The organism is Populibacterium corticicola, assembly GCF_042683685.1.
In the GTDB taxonomy this organism is placed as follows: domain Bacteria; phylum Actinomycetota; class Actinomycetes; order Actinomycetales; family Cellulomonadaceae; genus Timonella; species Timonella corticicola.
The window spans coordinates 718,249-737,567 of record NZ_JBHUOP010000002.1; the positions used below are offsets into that span (position 1 = coordinate 718,249).

12 protein-coding genes are annotated in these 19,319 nt (G+C 59.9%); 7 read left to right on the forward strand and 5 right to left on the reverse strand.

The genetic code is table 11. The features are described from left to right. Positions 1-50: 50 nt before the first annotated feature. Positions 51-5,693, reverse strand: a complete 5,643-nt coding sequence (locus tag ACFSYH_RS06830; RefSeq protein ID WP_377466068.1) for an Ig-like domain repeat protein — start codon at positions 5,691-5,693, stop codon at positions 51-53. A 638-nt stretch (positions 5,694-6,331) separates the two neighbouring features. Between ACFSYH_RS06830 and ACFSYH_RS06835 the strand changes: the two genes are divergently transcribed. Then, positions 6,332-7,549, forward strand: coding sequence for a cobalamin-independent methionine synthase II family protein (locus ACFSYH_RS06835; protein ID WP_377466069.1), 1,218 nt, complete (start codon positions 6,332-6,334; stop codon positions 7,547-7,549). 116 nt (positions 7,550-7,665) lie between these two features. On the opposite strand, the gene ACFSYH_RS06840 is transcribed toward ACFSYH_RS06835, so the two are convergent. The 3 genes from ACFSYH_RS06840 to ACFSYH_RS06850 form a co-directional block, all read right to left on the reverse strand. Beyond that, entirely contained in the window at positions 7,666-8,262 is a 597-nt protein-coding gene (locus tag ACFSYH_RS06840; RefSeq protein WP_377466070.1) for a TetR/AcrR family transcriptional regulator, read from the reverse strand. Between the two features lie 113 nt (positions 8,263-8,375). Then, positions 8,376-8,957, reverse strand: a complete 582-nt coding sequence (locus tag ACFSYH_RS06845) for a TetR/AcrR family transcriptional regulator (RefSeq protein WP_377466071.1) — start codon at positions 8,955-8,957, stop codon at positions 8,376-8,378. Between the two features lie 434 nt (positions 8,958-9,391). Next, the gene (locus ACFSYH_RS06850; protein ID WP_377466107.1) at positions 9,392-9,979 is read right to left on the reverse strand and encodes an LOG family protein; all 588 of its coding nucleotides are present in this window, start codon (positions 9,977-9,979) and stop codon (positions 9,392-9,394) included. 346 nt (positions 9,980-10,325) lie between these two features. Between ACFSYH_RS06850 and ACFSYH_RS06855 the strand changes: the two genes are divergently transcribed. From ACFSYH_RS06855 to ACFSYH_RS06875, 5 genes are all read left to right on the forward strand, one after another. Then, complete coding sequence (locus ACFSYH_RS06855) at positions 10,326-12,593, forward strand: exo-beta-d-1,3/1,6-glucosidase (RefSeq protein WP_377466072.1); 2,268 nt, start codon at positions 10,326-10,328, stop codon at positions 12,591-12,593. Positions 12,594-12,822: 229 nt separating this feature from the next. Beyond that, complete coding sequence (locus ACFSYH_RS06860; protein ID WP_377466073.1) at positions 12,823-14,079, forward strand: sensor histidine kinase; 1,257 nt, start codon at positions 12,823-12,825, stop codon at positions 14,077-14,079. Further along, positions 14,076-14,792, forward strand: a complete 717-nt coding sequence (locus ACFSYH_RS06865) for a response regulator (RefSeq protein ID WP_377466075.1) — start codon at positions 14,076-14,078, stop codon at positions 14,790-14,792. Before ACFSYH_RS06860 ends, ACFSYH_RS06865 begins: the two co-directional genes overlap by 4 nt. A 102-nt stretch (positions 14,793-14,894) precedes the next feature. After that, positions 14,895-15,629, forward strand: coding sequence for an ABC transporter ATP-binding protein (locus ACFSYH_RS06870; protein WP_377466076.1), 735 nt, complete (start codon positions 14,895-14,897; stop codon positions 15,627-15,629). Positions 15,630-15,634: 5 nt separating this feature from the next. Next, positions 15,635-17,533 carry an ABC transporter permease gene (locus ACFSYH_RS06875; RefSeq protein ID WP_377466109.1) on the forward strand — a complete coding sequence of 633 codons (1,899 nt, stop codon included), beginning with the start codon at positions 15,635-15,637 and terminating at the stop codon, positions 17,531-17,533. An 88-nt stretch (positions 17,534-17,621) separates the two neighbouring features. Here the strand turns inward: ACFSYH_RS06875 and ACFSYH_RS06880 are convergent, their stop codons facing one another. Beyond that, a complete protein-coding gene (locus tag ACFSYH_RS06880; RefSeq protein WP_377466077.1) occupies positions 17,622-17,798 on the reverse strand; it encodes a CsbD family protein in 177 nt (58 codons plus the stop codon). Positions 17,799-17,986: 188 nt separating this feature from the next. Between ACFSYH_RS06880 and ACFSYH_RS06885 the strand changes: the two genes are divergently transcribed. Next, positions 17,987-19,282 carry an amidohydrolase gene (locus tag ACFSYH_RS06885; RefSeq protein ID WP_377466078.1) on the forward strand — a complete coding sequence of 432 codons (1,296 nt, stop codon included), beginning with the start codon at positions 17,987-17,989 and terminating at the stop codon, positions 19,280-19,282. Positions 19,283-19,319 lie beyond the last annotated feature (37 nt).

Sequence of the window (19,319 nt, forward strand, 5' to 3'; positions counted from 1 at the left end):
TGCGTGGGAGCCCTACGAACACTTAAGCTCGTCCAAGTGCGAGCGAAATCTCATCTCACGGTGATCGTGACCGTCTTACTACCAGACGCGATCTTGGAGTTGCCAAGGAACGTGACCTTCACCTTATGGGTGCCCCGCTTCAACTTCGGTAGGGACACAGTGACCTTCCCGGAACGAGAAAGCCTCGCAGACTTCACCAAGGTCTTCTTCCCAGAAGTGACCTTGACCTTCCCGCTCACCGTCACACCCTTAACCTGAACAGTGACCTGAACCTTCGCCTTCGTCTTGGGCGTCACCTTTTTAGACAAAACCTTGGCCTTGACCGTCGGCTTAGCCTTGGTAATTGTCAGATTCTGAGTCACCTTCTTCTGTGCAATAGATTCGGTTCCGGTAAACGTGTAAACGATCTTGTGTTTACCAGGATTCAGCGCACCAAGATTAAGTTTCGCCTTACCCTTGCGCACCGCTGCACGAGCAACCGTCTTCTTCCCCACGGTAGCCGTCACTTCACCATCAACCGCGAGGCTCGATGATGCCTTCGGCACCGTCACAACCACCGTTGCGACTGCATCCGAGATTCGCTGACTCGCCTTGGCCGTTACCTTCACGCTCGCGGAGGCTTTGCTGACCGCTACGGTCACCGAGTCTGACGAGTCGGCATAGGTTTTGTCCCCCCGATACGACACGGTCAGTTTCCGGGTTCCCACGCCAAGTTTCGTGGTGGTGATGGTTGCCTTGCCCTGGGAGAGAACCGCGGAGCCGAGGGAGACCTTGCCATCCCGCAATTCAACCGTGCCGGTGGGCTTACCCTTCGCAGCCGTGACGCTGACCTTCACCGCCACCTTTCGGCCGGCTTGAGCCTTGGATGGACCAGAGGCCGTTAACGTGGTTTTGGCAGGAGCCACGGTAGCCTTGGGTACGGTGATCACGCGTTCCTGTTCAACGTTTCCGGCGTTGTCCACGGCTCGATACCTGACCTGCGTCTTGCCTTGCCCTACTTTGAACGCAGAGTCGTACGTGGTCCAGTTGCCAGTTGTGGCGTATTGGATGCGCGCAATACCTGACCCGTTATCTGTGCCTCTGAGGGTGACCGTGCGGGCCTTCTCATCAACTACCGCACTGGAAACCGGTGCAATCGAGTCAATCTTGATCCGGCGTGCGTCAGTGCTCGCACTGTTTCCAGCCTCATCAGTAGCCCGCACGACAAACGAGTGCAAGCCCTCACCGGTGATCGCGAATGAGTCCTCGAACCCAACCCAGCCACCATCATCCAACTGATACTCAAGGGTTGGCGCGGCAGTGACATCATCGGTTGCCGTTGCTGTGACAGTCACATTCTGGCTGGTGAACCACCCAGATTCCGGTTCCTGCGGACTCACACTCACCGAGACAACCGGCGGCGTCGTGTCAGGTACCTCGGGTTCGGGTGCACCCTCCAGAACGGTGACGGTTGCCACCGCAGTGGTGGTGCCGGTGCCTTCAACGGTTCCCGAAACCTCAAACTTTCCGGGAGTCGCAAGCGATTCGTCGCCGATCGGCGCCCAGGTGACGGCTAACCGCTCACGTGAACCGTCGTTGTACTGCACGGTCACAAACTGTGGCAATGCCGGTGACACACCAACCGTCGTCGTACGTTCAACCGGGTCAATGGTGTTGATCTGACCTGGAGGTGTCGAGCGGACCCAGACAGTAGCCTTCACGCTCACCGAGGTTCCGGTCACCACGCCCACGACCTCAAACGAGCCGTCTGCGGAAACCTGCGCCTCAGAGACCTCCGCCCAGGTGATGCCAGCGAGCGCACGGGCACCATCGTCGTAAATCACCTCCAGTTGCTCAGGCAACTGTGGCAGTTCTCCCACAGAGGTGCGTACGTCAATGGCTTCAACGGAGGTGACTGCCGGCGCGAAGACGCGCCATTCGGTGGCACCCACCGCAGCGCCCGGACTTGCGGTCAGGGTAGCCCTCAGTCGCGTGGTGGTTACTGCCTCAAAGTCAACCGAGTTGGTCTTGGTGCGTTCCACCGTGTATTCGCTGGTGTTTTTTACGTCAACGAACTTCTCGCCGTCCCAGTACTGGATCTTCCAGGCCGTGGGTGGTGCCACACCCTCTGAGGCACCGGCCGGCTGGTCTGACCAGAAGTCAATTGACGACGAGTTCACGCGTACCGGCGAATCCCAGTCGTATTGAATCCAGCGGGTAGCCGAACCGCCTGGCCAGGTAGCCCAGATCTCTGAGTTGTTGCCGCCGGTGTAGAACTCGCCCTTGCCGTCATTGATGGCGTTGATATTGTTCCAACCCGCCACAAAATCGGTGGATGGCGTGGCGGTCGTGGCTACGTTCGTTCCCGCTGCGCCAACGTCCACGGTAACGTGCACGGTGGCTTGAGCAGTCTGATCGCCGTCTGAGGCGTTCAGTGCGAGCGTGTAGGTACCGGATTCGGTGAAGCGGGCAGTAGTGCTGGCCGAGTTCGGATTGTCAAAGATGACAGTCGCGTCTTCTGGTGCAATGACAGACCACCGTGCGGTGAGGGTTGCATTGGGTTTTGCATCGTCGCCAACCTGACCGACCAGTTTGACCGTGCCGCCCGAGGTTCCGCTCTGGTCTACCCAGGCCTGTACGGTTGGGGCCTGATTCTCTGCAAGTGGAGTGCCAAGCCCGGTGTTGCGTACCTGCACTTCCTTCACACCGGTCTTTGCTCCGGCAGCGTGCGTGACGGTTACTCGAATCTTGCTTCCGGTAACCGGAGCGAATTCTGCCACGTTGAGGTTTCCGGCCGGCGACGATGGTGTGCGCCGCTGGTCGGCGATGGTCTTCCAGGTAGACCCGTCAAGGTACTCGATCTGGTACATGGACGGTGCCGCGTAACCCTGACGGGTTCCAGCTTGCCGGCCACCCTGCGGCAGGTCAGAAGATGAGGTGCGATAGAAGTAAACCCGCACATCGTCGAATGTCTGTGCTGATCCAAGATCAATTTCAATGGAGTCCGTGGCGTTGGGTGAACCAACGGTTCCCCAGAATGGTTCGTTAATGGTGGTGCCGTCTACTGCACCGGTCCCGGTGAATCCGCTCGTGGCAAAGGAGGTGGTGACGTCTTTGCCTTCAGCCAGGTTTGCGGCGTCAAGGGCATTGGTGCGCAGGTCTTGACCCGCCTTGGCAAACAGGTCAACTACCCGGTCTTCATCGGCGAAACGTACAGCAGCAACAGCAGCAACACTGTTCTCATTGACGGTGGTCACGGTGACGTTGTCGTCTTTCTCCACGATCTCGCCGGTGGCCGGGTCGTAGACGACTCGTCCGAGGTCTGACACGGTGAAAGCCAGTTCACCGTCGAGGAATACGGAGTATCCCTCGGGAACCTCGCTGCCGTAGTGCTGGGTGCCGTCCACCTTGTCCCACACAATGGTGAGGTCCTTATCGCGGTAGCGAATGTTGTCGACCATGAAGTGATCGAAGTCGATGTTGATGGGGTCAAGCTCGATCTTGTTGTCTTCTCGGGTTCGCAAGCCCGCAACATCCTCGATCACGGTGAAGTTCGTGGTACCCAACATGGTGTGGTGAATCCACGAACGGTAGCCGATAGCCTGCTCGTCGCCCCAGTCGGTATTGGCCTTTGCGCTGTTCCAGAACTCATTTTGATCTGGCAGACGATTGTCCCCGTTGATGTAGTGCGCCCAAGCGTTCCAGTACAGGAGCTTCTTGTAATAGTCCGCGGTGACATACTCGTTTTCGTAGTCACGCAGCACCGAGGAAAGCATCCGGAAGGTCACGGTGGAGTTGATGACGGAGAAGTTGTTGGAACCTCCGCTACCGCGTTCTGCAGCGTCTGCTTGGTTTGCGGTGTAGAACGGGAAGATCGGGTACTGCTCGCTGTCTTCCCACAGCCGCAGTGCCTCAACGTAGTCGTCCTTGTAGTCTGCGTCCCCTGGTTTTGGCACCAACCCTACCGAGAAGGGGTAGTAGTTGTTGATTTCCTTCCAGTCGACGAGTGAACCGCTGGCACCAGCCCGATCCACCTGCTTGTGCTTGATGAGCTTGTCGTCTTCATCCCAGAGGGTGTCCATGAGGGATGTTTTGACGTTTTGCGCAAACTCCTCCATTTCGTCGGCCTTCGCGTCGTTGCCTGCCACTCGGTACGCCGCTGCGGCCGCGTGCGCGTTGGAGTATAGGTAGGCGCTTTCGGCACGGTCCATGTTGTTGTTTTTGTTGCCGTTGTGTGCAGCCCAGTCAAATGACACCGCGTCTGCGTCGTTGCCGGTCATCGCGCCCCAGTCGTATTCCAACAGGTAATTGTTGTTGGAATCGTAGGCATCGATGAGACCGGTGACGTCGTTCTCGCCGTAGCGGGCGAGGTTTTCGGCAATGCCGCTGGGGCCACCATGCAGCAGGTAGGAACGCCAGCCTGCTTCAGTAATGTACTGGGTGTAACTGTTGGACCAGTTGGCCGGGGATCCGGGGTTGTCCACGAATTTTCCGCTGCGTGCGACTTCACCAGCGCTCACCCATGAACCGTACGCATAGCTCGGATCGCGCAGATACTTTTGGTCGTCGATGAACATACCCGTGGTGAGCACAATGGCGTTGTTGTACCCCAACACTCCTTCGATGGCGGTGGGGAACTGGTAGTCGTTTCCGGCAACGTTTGCATCCAGAGTGTTGAAACGCATCAGCCACCAGCGGTAGAACAACGTCTTGTCGATGTTGTCCTCTGGGGTGTCGATGTACGGAATGTTGTCGCCCCACCACTTGTTGTAGGCCGTCACGTGTTCGGTGTACGCCTCTTGTGGGTCAAATGCCGCATACTTCTCGTATTCCGCGTTGGACTCGGGGAGTTCGATGGTGGTCAAACCCATTTGCACCTTAAAGCTGGCGGTTTGCCCTGCCTCTGGGGTGTATGTGCGGGTAAGCGTGTTGTTTTCGGCGACCACGAATCCCTGTGCACTCAACCGTGGGAACACGGTGGTGATGTTGTTGCGGGCGGTGAACGTTCCGGTGAGTTCGTCCCCATCCGCGCCGCTGACGAGTGGCGATGCCACTTTTATGGTGTAGTTCTTTCCTGCCTGCCCACCCGTGATATCCAGATTGGCGACGAGCACATTCTCGTTCGTCATGAATTTGGTTTGGGTGACGGTCAAGCCGGCCGCCTCGTTCTTGTGCACTGATTTCCAGTAACTCGGCGTTTGCTTACGCTGCGCGCCGTCCTCAGTGAGCGTGATGGCTTGTTCACCGTCATTGAGCGTAATCGTGTAGGCGCTGTTGAAACCGGTTTCGTGCCAGTAGGCCAGCGATCCAGCGAATCCCAGCGTTCCTGGCTGATGGGTGAACATGTATGCGGCACGTCCGCGAGAGAACAGGTACTGGTTGGTTTCCCCCGAACCGCCTGTGGTTCCGGTGCGGACAAGCATCTTGTCCATCCAGAAGTCGGTGTCGGTGTCTTTTCCCGCCCCATTCTCCAGATCGGCTTCAAACTCCTTCTGCAGTTGCCCATGTATGGACTGATCAGAGATAAGACCTGGAACAGGGTTGTCACTACCTGCGAATGTTGGATAGCCAATCCCCGCATTGGGTTTGGCAAGTGGTGCCTCGTCAGCAGCTGCCGGCGCCGCGCACATTGTTGCCGTCAACGCGGCGGACAAAGTGGTGGCCAAGACAACCCGACGACGTTGTGCGTTGCTGCGGTTTCCCGGAGTTCTCACACTGAGCCTCTCTTCTTTGAGTGGTATTCGGATTGTGCCAGTGAATCAGTACAGAAAGTTAACCGCAAGCGTTTTCGGTATTTTCGGTAATGTTGGTAAAAGTCCGCATCATGCGCCACGACGCACGGAACACCGGCGCGATCCTCACAAAACCGCAGCCCGGCCCACCTGTGCCCGATCTCAGAGAACATCCGTCCCATCCATCCGAATGGGCACTTCTCCCCATATCCATCGTTTCGGCGGACCGAGCCGCGCGCACCAGCCCTTGCTCGATGCGCGAACTTAGAACAAGCCTTTCAGTCGATGCGCACCTATGAACGCGGCACACCTTTACCCTTTGACCCACCTCGCGCGCCGACTACCTTGCGAAAAGACCGAAAACGTTATTTCCGACCACGCGCCAGCACTTCCTTCATCAGGCATGAGTCCTCGATCCATGGACTCGGGTGTACTTTCGAGCGTCATGTGGACACACATTGAGCAGCAATGTTGCGGGCGGGCCTCGCACGGCGCCACGTCTCAGCCTGCGGTCGCGTTGTCCACAAAGTGGATAGTCAGCGCTTACACTATTCGGCAAGCACCGTTTCATTTATGCGTTCCATCCCTGCCCCCTGTCACTACCGTTGGAAGAAACACACATGCCTGTCAGTAAAGACTTCATCCAGGTTTCGCATGCAGGTTCCCTGCCCCGCACCCCAGAGTTGATAGCCGCATACGCAGCGCGTGAAAATGGACATGAAACCACCGCCTTCAACCAGAAGTTGTCAACGGCCGTGGCGGACCTCGTGCAGCGACAGAAGGCAATCGGGATCACCATCCCTGGCGACGGTGAATTCGGAAAGTCCATGTCTTCAACTGTGGACTACGGCGCTTGGTGGAGTTACTCGTTCCAGCGAACCTCAGGCCTAGAGCTGGACCATGATGCGAGTTGGCTACTCAGTAACGTGCAATCTGTAGCCGATGACGTCAAGATCACGGGTTTCCTTAACCGACGTGATCGAGTTACATTCTCAGACGCCTACAACGACCCAGACTCGGGCATCTTCACCTCAAACCAAAACGCGGAGCCGAAGCCCTTTCCCAAGGTTGTCGGCCCCATCTCCTACATCGGACACGACGCAATCGCGCAGGACACCACCAACCTGCGCCGTGCGCTCGACGCGGCTGGAGTCACAGACGGCTTCATCACCTCAATCGCCCCCGGCTCGGCAATGCGAATCGGCAATGACCACTACCGGACTGACGAGGAACTCGTCTACGCGTGGGCCGATGTCATGCGCGAGGAGTACAAGGCGATCATCGATGCCGGGTTGATCCTTCAAATCGACGATCCATCACTCGCGGAGAACTGGGATCAAATCAATCCCGAGCCAAGCGTCTCGGACTACCTTCGATTCTCCCAAACCCGCATCGAGGCCCTCAACCATGCACTGCGTGACTTACCCGAAGATCGCATTCGGTATCACCTGTGCTGGGGTTCCTGGCACGGGCCACATACGACTGACCTCGAGTTCACACACATCGTTGACCTCATGCTGCAGGTACGCGCATCTGGTTTTACGTTCGAGGCCGCAAACGTGCGTCACGAACACGAGTACACGGTGTGGGACAACGTAAAACTGCCAGAAGGAAAGTACATCATTCCAGGTGTCGTCTCACATGCAACCAATGTTGTTGAGCACCCAGAGTTGGTTGCCCAGCGCATTGAGCGGTTCGCGGAGCGAGTAGGGCGCGAGAACGTGGTTGCCTCGACAGACTGTGGTCTTGGTGGACGCATTCACGCGGATATCGCATTTGCAAAACTTGAGTCGCTGGCGCGCGGCGCGGAGATCGCCTCAGCACGACTGTGGAAGTAACCCCGCGATAGATCTCTCGCGACACCATACCCCTCGGGCGCGACCGCAACCGACCTCTCCGCGGTCGCGTCCGAGTTCTCTCGTCCAACCAACCTGCACGCACACGATCCGTTGAGTTACTCGAGGATTGACCGCAGGCTCTCCTCGAACAGGGCATCCATCTCCGTCTTGTCGGGGATAAGCATCCATTGGATCTGCAGGCCGTCAAGCACCGCCATCAGGAGCGAGGCGGCCCTATCGGGGTCTAGGTCAGGGCGTGTCTGTCCCTGGGCCTTGGCCAACTTCAGGTACTCGACGTACATCGCGTGGATCTGTTCGTATCGTTGGACAAAGTAGTCGTGCGCTGGGTGTTTGGGGTTGCCAGCCTGCGCGGCGGTTGCCGTGAACAGTTCAAGGAGTCCAGGTGTGGTCATGTTGTGCCGCGTGATCTCGATTGCCACGTCTATGGACATGCCACGTTCCGCGATGTGCTCTTTCATGAGGGTCTCAACGCGTGCGTCCCGCTCACGCAGCACTTCGATGAATAGATCTTCCTTGGTTGGGAAGTGGTGCCGGATACCCGGATGGGAGATCCCGCAGAGTGTGGCGATGTCTCTTAGCGATGCACCGTGAAACCCGTAGGTTGCAAACTGCTTGTATGCCGCATTGAGGATTCTTTTCTTGGTCGCTTCGCTTTTCTTGTAGCCAGCGTTCACTGAGGTACTGCTTTCCATGGCTGTGGGATCTTGTTGCTCATCGCTCAGCAGGGTCGCCGATGAGGGCCGCCCTGGCTTTTCTTTGTGGGGTCGCGATGGTCCTCCCCCAACGCCTCACCAGATGTCGCGGGTCAGTCGCGACTCTTCTGGGCTGCAAATTTGTTCGCTTCGCTTGGGGAAGCAAAGATATCGGCGAAAGCCTTTCCGAGCAGGCTCTCCAAGCACATGTCTTCTGGCCCCATCATCCATTGGATTGCAATGCCGTCCAGGAGCGCCACGATTGTGGAGGCTGTGTCCTCAAGGTCTATGTCCCGGCGCACCGTGCCCTGTTCCTGTCCGATGCGCAGATACTTCGCGTAGAGCCTACGGCGTTCGGCATACCTCATGACGAAGAAGTCATGCGCGGGGTGATCCGGGTTTCCCGCCTGAGCTGCGGTTATAGTGAACAGTTCGAGAAGGCCGGGAGTGGTCATGTTCTGGCGAGCAATTTCAACCACGCCCTCAATCGAAACGCCCTTTTCAGCTATCCAGGTCTCCACAATGCTGCGGACTCGGCTATCACGCTCGCGAAGGACTTCGATGAACAGATCTTCCTTGGTTGGAAAGTGGTGCCGGATACCCGGATGGGAGATCCCGCAGAGCGTGGCGATCTCCCTGAGGGATGCACCGTGATAGCCATAGGTCGAGAACTGCTCGTATGCCGCTTTGAGCACTCTTTCCTTAGTTGCTTCGCTCTTCTTGTAACCGGTACCCACTGTGACCCCCTGCCTTAAAGCGTGAATTATTACTCAGCGCTGTAAGAATTTTCTCGTCTTGCCCCCAGGAATCTACGGGTGACCCGTGGCAGTCCGACTGTTGATATTCTTTGTCTCTCATACCGGCTGCAGATCCAACAGGACACACAACCCGTACGGCATGAACACCGTGTAATGTAGCGCTTCTTGCAAACTTTTCACCTCTCAGCATCGCAGTTGTGACTAGGTATACACAGTTGCCTGCACCACATCGACGGTAAAAAAGGCGATGACCGGGGCTCACTTAACCCCGATCACCGCTAACGCATAACTATACGTTCAATATAATTGCAACAAAAATTGCCCGAGTGGGAAGAATCTCCGCTGTTCGACGACTGTAGAAGTTCGTCGCGTCAGGACGCCTTCGCCCACTTGACGTTCGGCTGCTCCCAATTGGCCATTCGAGCCAGTAACTGCGGCATGGTCGATTCCACAATCAATGAGTCTCGGTAGTGGGGTTTGAGGAAACCGCCCACGATCATACCGTCGATCGCCTTGAGCAGCCCGTCCCAAAATCCGTTGATGTTCAACAGTGCGACAGGCTTGGCGTGGATACCCAACTGCTGCCACGTCCATACCTCAAAGAACTCCTCGAGGGTTCCAGAGCCGCCGGGGAAAGCGACAAACGCGTCTCCTTTGCGGGACATCGCGAGTTTCCGTGCGTGCATGTCCTCAACGACCTCCAACGAGGTGAGATTCGGATGGGCGATCTCGGCGTCCACGAGAACCTTGGGCATGACGCCATGCACTCGCCCTCCGGCTGCAAGCGCCGCGTCGGCCACGGCGCCCATCAGTCCTGCCCGGCCTCCGCCATAGACGATCTCGATGCCCGCTTGAGCCAACTGCGCGGCAGCCTCCTGAGCAGCCTTACGATACCCGGGTACGCTCCCATTGGCCGATCCGGTGAAAACAGTTACGCGCGAAAGTGGGTGTTGGTTCATCACACTGGCAGTTATATATCGAGCCTCTGACATTCAGTGCGGAGACACACCTAAACACTAGATATGTCTCATCTATTAGAACGTGGCACCATATCTTGTGCCCAAAGTGGCGTCTATGCAAGTATCAGGAGGAGGCCCACGGCTCTCCGACCGCTGCCACCGTTGCGCTCGCACTGTGACCGTAACACCTGGTTACAGCGTGAACGCATGGGCCACATCGACTCACACAGGTTCAAACCTGCCGTTGAGAGGTGTGGGAGCGCTACCATGAACTAGGTGAAGCACCTGCATGACCGCCTCACCGCTCCTGGGAAACACCCAGCCAACCTCACCGTGGAGTTGAATCATGACCGACGTCACCGGCCTCCCCTACCGCGACGCCTCCCTACCCATAGCCGAACGCGTATCCGACCTGATCTCACGTATGACCCGTGAGGAGAAGGTTGGGCAGATGCTACAGCTTGACGCGCGCGGCGATCTCAAGAATCTCATCAACGAGCGCCACGTCGGTTCGATCCTGCACACCTCCCCGGAGAATCTGATCGAGGCGCACGCACTCAACGAGAGGACCCGATTGGCCATCCCGCTGATCGTGGGTGAGGACTGCATTCACGGCCACTCGTTCTTCCCGGGCACCACGATCTTCCCCACCCAACTCGGCATGGCGGCGTCGTGGAACTACGAGCTCATCGAAAAGGCCGCCCGGGTCACCGCGATTGAAGCCGCAGCAACCGGTATCCACTGGACCTTCTCCCCCGTCCTGTGCATCGCTCGTGACCTGCGTTGGGGTCGCGTGAATGAAACCTTCGGCGAGGACCCACACCTCATCGGCGAACTCGCCTCCGCGATGGTCAAGGGATACCAGGGCGAAGGCCTCAAGGACGAGACCGCGATCCTGGCAACCGCGAAGCACTTCGCCGCCTACTCCGAAACCCAGGGTGGCCGCGACGCCTCCGAGGCAGACGTATCCCAGCGCAAGATGCGCTCCTGGTTCCTCCCCCCATTCGAGCGCGTGGCCAAGGAGGGCTGCCGCACGTTCATGCTCGGCTACCAGACCACCGACGGCGTACCCATCACGATCAACGACTGGCTACTCAGCGACGTCCTACGCGGCGAGTGGGGCTACACCGGAATGCTCATCACGGACTGGGACAACGTGGGCCGAATGGTGTGGGAGCAGAAGGTCATGCCGGACTACACCCACGCAGCCGCAGCAGCCGTCAAGGCCGGAAACGACATGGTCATGACCACGCCGCTGTTCTACGAGGGCGCACTCGATGCGCTCGACAAGGGCATGCTGAGCGACGCAGACCTCGATGCAGCCGTCGCTCGCATCCTCACCGTCAAGTTCGAACTCGGACTGTTCGAGAACCCACGCCGACCAGACCCGGCCCGCATCGAATCAGACCTGGGCACCCAAGAGCACACCGCGATCAACCTCGAGATCGCTCGCCGCTCACTCGTGCTGCTGGAAAACGACGGTGTGCTGCCACTCGCCGACTCGTCGCCAAGCGCGCCGCAGGCCAAGAAGATCGCCGTCGTCGGCCCGAACGCGCACGACCACCAGTACCAGCTCGGCGATTGGGCGGGCAACTCCGGCCAGGCGGGCTGGATGCCGGACGGACACGACACCCAGCAGATCACAACCGTCTTTGAGGGACTGCGCGACGCAGTCCCCGCCGACTGGTCGGTCGAATACGCTCGCGGCGCGAACGTCGTGGACCTCACCGACGACCCAGCGGGCCAGTTCTTCCCCGACGGTCAGCCGCGCCCCCAGGTCGCGGTCCCCGCACCCGTGGACCAAGAACTTCTCGACGAGGCGGTCGCGGTGGCCTCCGAAGCAGACTACGTGGTCGCGGTGGTCGGCGACGCGATCCCACTCGTTGGCGAGGGACGCTCAACCGCAACGCTCAACCTGCTGGGAGGCCAAGAGGCGCTGCTCGATGCGCTCGCGGCAACCGGCAAGCCCGTGATCGTGGTGCTCCTCGCCTCGAAGCCACAGGTCATGCCCGGGTCGGCAACGGGAGCCAACGCCGTCATCTGGGCCGCCAACCCCGGCATGCGCGGCGGACAGGCACTGGCCGAACTGATCCTCGGCAGCATCGAACCCACCGGCCGCCTGCCCATCTCGTTCGCCCGCCACGTCGGCCAGCAGCCGACCTTTTACAACCAGATCCGCGGCCAACACGGAGACCGCTACGCCGATCTGACCCAAGACCCTCAGTGGGCATTCGGCTACGGCCTGTCCTACACGAGCGTGGAATACTCGAACCTCAGCCTGTCCCACACAGAGGCTGGCGTCGAGGACACCATCGTTGCCTCGGTGACCCTGACGAACACCGGTTCCCGCCCCACCATCGAGACCGTGCAGGCCTACGTGTCCGACGTGGTGACCTCGGTGTCGTGGACTGACAAGGAACTCAAGGGCTTCACCCAGGTCGCCGTTGCACCAGGTGAGAGCGTCATCGCCCAGATCTCGATTCCGGTGTCCTACTGCACGATCGTTGACGCCCGCGGACGCCGCATCGTGGAGCCTGGACAGTTCGAACTCCTCGTAGGACCATCATCCCGAGACCGCGACCTGCTGCGCGCCGGTTTTGTCGTCCAAGGCTAGGTCTGCTTGGATAACACTTAGGTAGGGGACTCCTTAATCCCATGCCTACGGGGGCAAGGGTCGCCGACCATTGGTCGGCGGCCCTTGTTTGATCCGCTCTCCAGTCCTTCACGGGCCAGCGCAGACTGTGTTATCCCTTGACGCCTCAGATGGTCCGAGACCGCGACGCCACCAGCGTGGCGCCTTCCCGGGCACAGGTAGCGAACCGCCACTACCGTAGACTGTTTCCATGCACGGCCCAACGGCGTCCGCCCTCGCACCGAGGCCTTCCTCACGACAGCCCACCACCACCGAACTGCTCAACGCCATCGCAGTGTGGGTTCTGTCGGCCCTGATCATCGCCGTGGTTCCCCTACTGGATCAGATCGATCACGAGGCCGACGGCCTCTACGACAACATCCAGCCTTGGCAGTTCATCGTCGTCTGCATGGTCGTCACCCTGCAATCAGGCGCGTTCCTCCTGTGCGCACGGCGACCAGAGACAACTTTCATGGTCGTCTTACTTCTTCCCTGGCTGATCTGTCTCGCAGCACCCAGCGCACTGTTCAACGCCTCCACGCTGGCGGTGCTGGTGGCCAGTTTCCATCTGGCGCTGCGCCTTCCGGCGAGGCGCACCTGGAACTACCTTGTGCTGGGCATCGCCTCGCTTCTGGCCAGCCAAACAATCAACGATCTGCGCGTCGACCCGCAGCAGGACCTGGTGCCCGTCAGCCTGCTTGCACTCATGCAGGCGGCCTCGTCCGTTGTCATCCCCGTCCTTATCGCACAGTTTGTCGCCGCTCGCCGCGAGAGCAAGGTGGCTCACGCCAACGAACTGTCCGCACTCAAACGCGAACGAGGAGCCATCATCGATGCGACGGTGGCGCGGGAGAGAACCGCCATCAGCAGGGAACTGCACGACATAGCCGCACACCACCTGTCCGGCATCGCGATGATGTCAGCGGCGATGGAACACCTCGTCACCACCGATCCCGAAGCGGCCATCAGCTCTGCGCGCCACATCCGCGAACAAAGCACAGCAGTGCTTGCTGACCTGCGTAAGCTGGTCGGTCTACTGCGAGAGGAAACCCCCAGCACCCGCTCCGTTGAATCGCTCGTCTCCATCGAGGACCTGATCGCCGAGCGACGTGCCTCAGGCCAAGAGATCGAGTTCCTCCCGCCGGAGGACACACACGCCCTCGGGCAGGGCATTGGCCCACTCGCACAGATGGTCGCCTACCGCATGGTCCAAGAGGCACTCGCGAATGCGGCACGGCATGCGCCGGGTGCAGCCTGCCGTGTCGAGTTCGATCCAAGTGATGCCGGGATGCTGACAATCCGTGTCGTCAATGACAGCCCCGCGCGATCAACGCCCTCAGAGACGACCGGCTTCGGACTCTTGGGCATGCGAGAACGCGCCGAACTGGTCGGCGGACAACTAGTCACCGGCCCGCTGCCAGATGGTGGATGGATCGTGGACCTGAGACTCAACCGGGAGACCATATGACCCATCCACTCACAGGCGGGGATGGCAGCATCCGGGTCCTCGTCGCAGATGACCAACCACTCGTCCGCGCCGGTCTGTCAGCTCTCCTCAACGCCGAGGCGGATATCGAGGTGGTCGGGCAGGCCAGCGACGGACGGGAGGCCCTCGCCCTGGTGGAGACACTAAAACCTGACGTGGCCTGCGTCGATATTCGCATGCCGCATATGGACGGCATCTCTTTGACCAGAGAACTCAACGCAGCGGGGAGGGAAAACCCCGTCCCCGTACTGATATTGACCACTTTCGATATCGACGACTACGTCTTCGGGGCGCTTGAGGCAGGCGCCTCAGGCTTTCTCCTCAAAGATGCCGATCCGGCGGTGATCGTTCATGCGGTGCGGCAGGTTGCGGCAGGGCTCGGCACCATCGATCAGACCCTGACCCGCCGAATCATGCACGAGTTTGTGCAGCGGCGTAGGCTGCAGCCAGTCAGCGGGACAACCGCCTCCAGTGTCCTGACCCCACGTGAACACGACATCCTCCTGCTCCTTGCCCAGGGAATGTCGAATGAGGAGATCGCCGTGGAACTCGTCGTGGAGCTCTCCACAGTCAAGTCCCACATCGCTCGGATGCTTCCGAAGATCGGAGTCAGGTCGCGCCTACAAGCCGTCGTGTGGGCCTACCAAAACCATATTGTGGATGTTCCGCCGCCAACCAACGTTCCCTCCTCCTAAAGTTGTAACCGCGTGAGTTCCATAGAAATCGTCTAGTTACGCGGCCCCAGGATTTCTAGCGTTGTAGAGGTAATCAACCCCTCACAACGAAAAGAAATCATCATGACCGTTTCTCACACCGCGCTCCATTTCGACCACGTGAGCCGGGTCCATTCGCTTCTGGCCGCCCCCGTTATCGCACTGCGCGACGTGACGCTCACAATCCCACACGGCAGTTTCACCGCGATCATGGGGCCGTCAGGCTCTGGGAAGTCAACGTTGCTCCACTGTGCGTCCGGACTTGATCAGCCGACTGGTGGGCGAGTCATCGTGGCCGGGACTGACGTATCGTCGCTCTCGGAGAGCCAGACCACCGAGTTTCGCCGCCGCCGGATCGGATTCGTCTTCCAGTCCTACAATCTCATCAAGCACTTGAGCGTCAAGGAGAACATCCAATTGCCGCTCTGGCTCGATGGCCAGCCCATCGACTCCGCGTGGATCGCGTATCTGCTGTCCGCAGTCGGATTGGAAGGCGTCCAGGATCGGCGTCCCGCAGAACTCTCGGGTGGACAGGCGCAACGAGTCGCCATTGCCCGAGCGCTGGTGGCTCGCCCAGCCATTGTGCTGGCCGATGAGCCCACCGGAGCCCTCGACCGACGCACCGGGGACAACATCCTCAATGTACTGCGCGCAGCAAGCGACACGCTCGACCAGACGCTGGTGATGGTGACCCACGATCCACACGCAGCATCATTCGCTGACCGCGTCGTGTTCCTAGCTGACGGTCAGATCGCCGGAGACATGCCCGGCGGCAATGCCGCGCAGATCTCCACGGCTCTCGTCGGGTTGGACCGGTGAGCGGCATGTTGAACTGGGGTGTTTCCTCGATCAGAAGCCGGCTCACCCACACGATCGGGCCGTTGATAGTGGCGATGTTGGCCACGGCGATGCTCGTCTCCTGTGCCGTGTGGCTTGAATCCGGGGCTCGGACCCCGATCGGCTCCGACAGTGCGCCCATGCTCGTCCCCGTGGTCGCGTCCTTTGCCGGGACAACCCTGCTGATTGTCGTCTTGATCGTGGCATCCATGTTCGGAGCCGCGCTACGACAACGTGCTGAGGAGTTCGCATTGTTGCGCCTGACAGGTGCCACCCCACAGCAGATCAGGAATCTGGTAACCGCGGAGGTCCTCGTTGTCTTTGCCATAGCCGCGCCCTTTGGCGTGGCCTTGGGGCATGTGGGGGCCAACGCCCTGACCCCTGCACTGCGTTCTTCCGGTGTCATCGCGGAGAGCTTCGCGGCATCTCATTCACCGTTCGCAGCTCTGGGTTCCCTTCTCGTTCTAGTGCCCAGCGCGCTGATTTCCGGTCGCCTGGCCGCCCGAAGGGTGGCAACCGGAGTCGCGGCGCAGTACCTCGTGGAAACTTCAGTTGAGGACCACACCGTGCCACGCACGAGGTTGCGAGTTGCCTTGGTGTTTCTATGCCTGGGGGTACTGGCCGCCACCGCTCCCTTCGGGTTTGGCGGCCTCATGGGAGCCGCCTCCGGTGCAAGCGCAGCGTTTCTGTTGATCACCGCAGCCGCGTTGGGAGCGCCCACCCTGGTTCGAGGCATCGCGCAGAAGGCCACGCTCGTTCTTTCTCAGCGTCGTAGCGGATTGTCGTTGATCGTAGCCACCAATGCCCGCGGACACGGTAAAAGGCTCACAACCGCGATCATTCCCCTGGCGCTTGTCATCGCGATGGGAACCATTCAGACAAGCTCTGACGCCATCGTCTCCACCGCTGCAACCGAACAATACGCCGATAGCCTGAAGGCTGATGTCGTGATCACGGGAGCGGCCATTGACTCGCACGACATGTTGACGACAGTCCAGGCTATTGAGGGCGTCGCCACAGCGGCGTCCAGCACCCTCGTCCCAGCCTCGGTCAGAACCGACGATGACGACGACCTCCCCTTCCTGGAACGTCTACTGTGGGAACCCACGGCCATCAGGGTGGTGAACGGCGAGATATCCGCTCTCGTTGATCCCCAGGTACGCTCGGGTTCGCTCAACAGCCTGGACGATCCCAACACGGTCGCAGTCAACTCAGACCTTCTCTTTGCCACAGGCAAGGGCATAGGCTCCACGTTGGCGGTGCGATTCAACGGCCAGGAGGAGGTCACGACTCGTATCGTCGCGATCTATGAGCGAGGCTTGGGACTCGGCGACATCATGACGAGCGCTGATCTCTCCGGAATGCGCACCGAAGGCGTTCAGACGGAGGTGTTCGCCATAACCGAGGAAGGGTTCGCCGCCACTGATCTGGTAGATGAGTTGCCCACGACAGGCTGGCGGGTGCAAACCGGCGCACAGCATCTCGAAGCCGTTTCCTCATCTGCGCAGTCGCAGTCGGATCTCTCCCGGATCCTCATATTGGTGCTCGTGTGCTTCATCGCAGTCGCCGCGATGAACACCCTCATGATGCTCTCTGGTGCACGGCACCCTGAACTGGCGTTGCTTCGCACCATCGGCACCTCGAGGAGACAGGTCCTCGCGATACTCGGGGTTGAGGCGCTGTTGGTGGCGCTGAGCGCTTGGGTTATCGGGGTGCTTACGGTCGTCCCGTCGATTATCGCGAGTTCGTGGGGGCTGCTGGGGCGTGTGCTCATTGTCGTGGACTGGCCCGTGTTCTTGACCTTGAGCGGAGTCATCGTGTTCATCGCATACGTGGGCGGCCTTCTCCCGGCGGTGGTTGCGTTCTCCCGACGCGGGACCCGTTAGCAGAGTCCCCTGCGCAGACGGAGGCCCGCACCATCAGGTGCGGGCCTCCGCGAATTCCTAGATCCCTATCGGGGCGAGGACAGGCCAGTCAGTTTCCGCCTAGGGCGTCTTTGACCTTCTCGCCAGCTTGCTTCAGGTTTGCCTTGGCCTGGTCGAGTTTGCCGTCCGCTTCCAACTCTTCGTTGTCAGTCGCATTCCCGGCCGTTTCCTTGACCTTGCCCTTGAGTTCTTCAGCAGCGTTGCTGATCTTGTCGCCGATTCCCATAGGCAATCTCCTTAGGTTCTGGGGTCTCCCCCGTGGAATGGTTCTTCCATGTTGCCTCCGCCCGGTCCAACGCGCATCTTCGGTGGGCAAAAGTCACCCGGAACGCCATGAAGTTTTTGGTATACCAAATTGGACCGAAGGTGCGTGGCACTCTCCCCTGAACGCAGCTCCAGTATTAGCCTTATGCAATGAGCATCTCGGTATCCTCACCCCGTCCAGTTACACCACTTGCCCCAGCAGCACGACCCGCTGGGAAACATGTCGCCGACGCACGGCCGCTTGAGGTGCGCAATGTTCGCCCGTGGGGTGGCGATGCCGTGGACCTGACGGTTGTGGACGGCACAATCACCGCGATCACGCCACATGCGGCTCACACCTCTGACAGATCCGATTCCGCGACAACACAAGCAGATCGAACCATCAATGGCCGCAGCTTGCTGGCGCTGCCAGGATTCGCGAATGTCCACGCCCACTCCGACAAGTCATGGTGGGGCAAACCGTGGCAGCCATATGGCGGGGTCGCCACCACGCAGGGTCGCATCGAACATGAGCGCGAGCATCGTGACCGCCTCGGAATTCCAGGCGTTCAGACCTCGACACAGGTCCTGCGGGAATACCTACGCCACGGCACCACGGTTCAGCGCACGCACGTTGACGTAGACACCGGGGTTGGCCTGCGCGGCATCGAAGCGATCCGGGAGGCGAACCAAGCCCTTGGAGAAACCATCGTCACGCAGATCGTCGCCTTCCCCCAGGACGGCGTGCTGCGCCGCCCTGGGGTGCTGGAACTTCTGGATCAAGCGGCTACGGCTGGAGCAGATTACATTGGCGGCCTTGATCCGGCATCCATTGACCGTGACCCCGTGGGCCAGTTGGACGGGATCTTCGCGATTGCCGAGCGGCACGGCTGCGGCATCGACGTTCACCTACACGATGGTGGCGAACTCGGAGCCTTTCAGATCGAGCTGATGATTGATCGCACGATTCGCCACGGCCTGCAGGGCAAGGTCAACGTGGCGCACGGTCTTGCGCTCGGCCAGCTTTCCACCTCGCGCCAAGCCGATCTGATTGCCGGCATGGCCGAGGCCGGCGTGTCAGTCACGTCCGTCTCGCCCATCCGGGTCGCACCGCTTCCGCTACGCGAACTGCTTGAGGCTGGTGTCGCCGTTGGCCTTGGCACCGATGGTTTCCGCGACTTGTGGGGGCCATATGGGGACGGCGACATGTTGAAGGTCGCACTCAAGACTGCCCAGGTGTGCGGTCTGCGTTACGACGAGGACCTTGCCCTCGCAGTCGAGCTTGCGTCCTCACGTGGTGCTGCCTTCGCTGGCGTGGCCTCGCACAATCTACAGGTCGGCGACCGGGCGGACATCGTTCTACTCGACGCCGAGAACACGATGGATGCCCTGACCCGCACTCCTGCACGTGAGTTTGTGGTCGCGGGAGGCAAAGTGGTTGTCGCAGACGGCGAACTCTTGGTCTAGCAGACCCAGCACGGCTGGGTCACGAGACAGGCTGCCA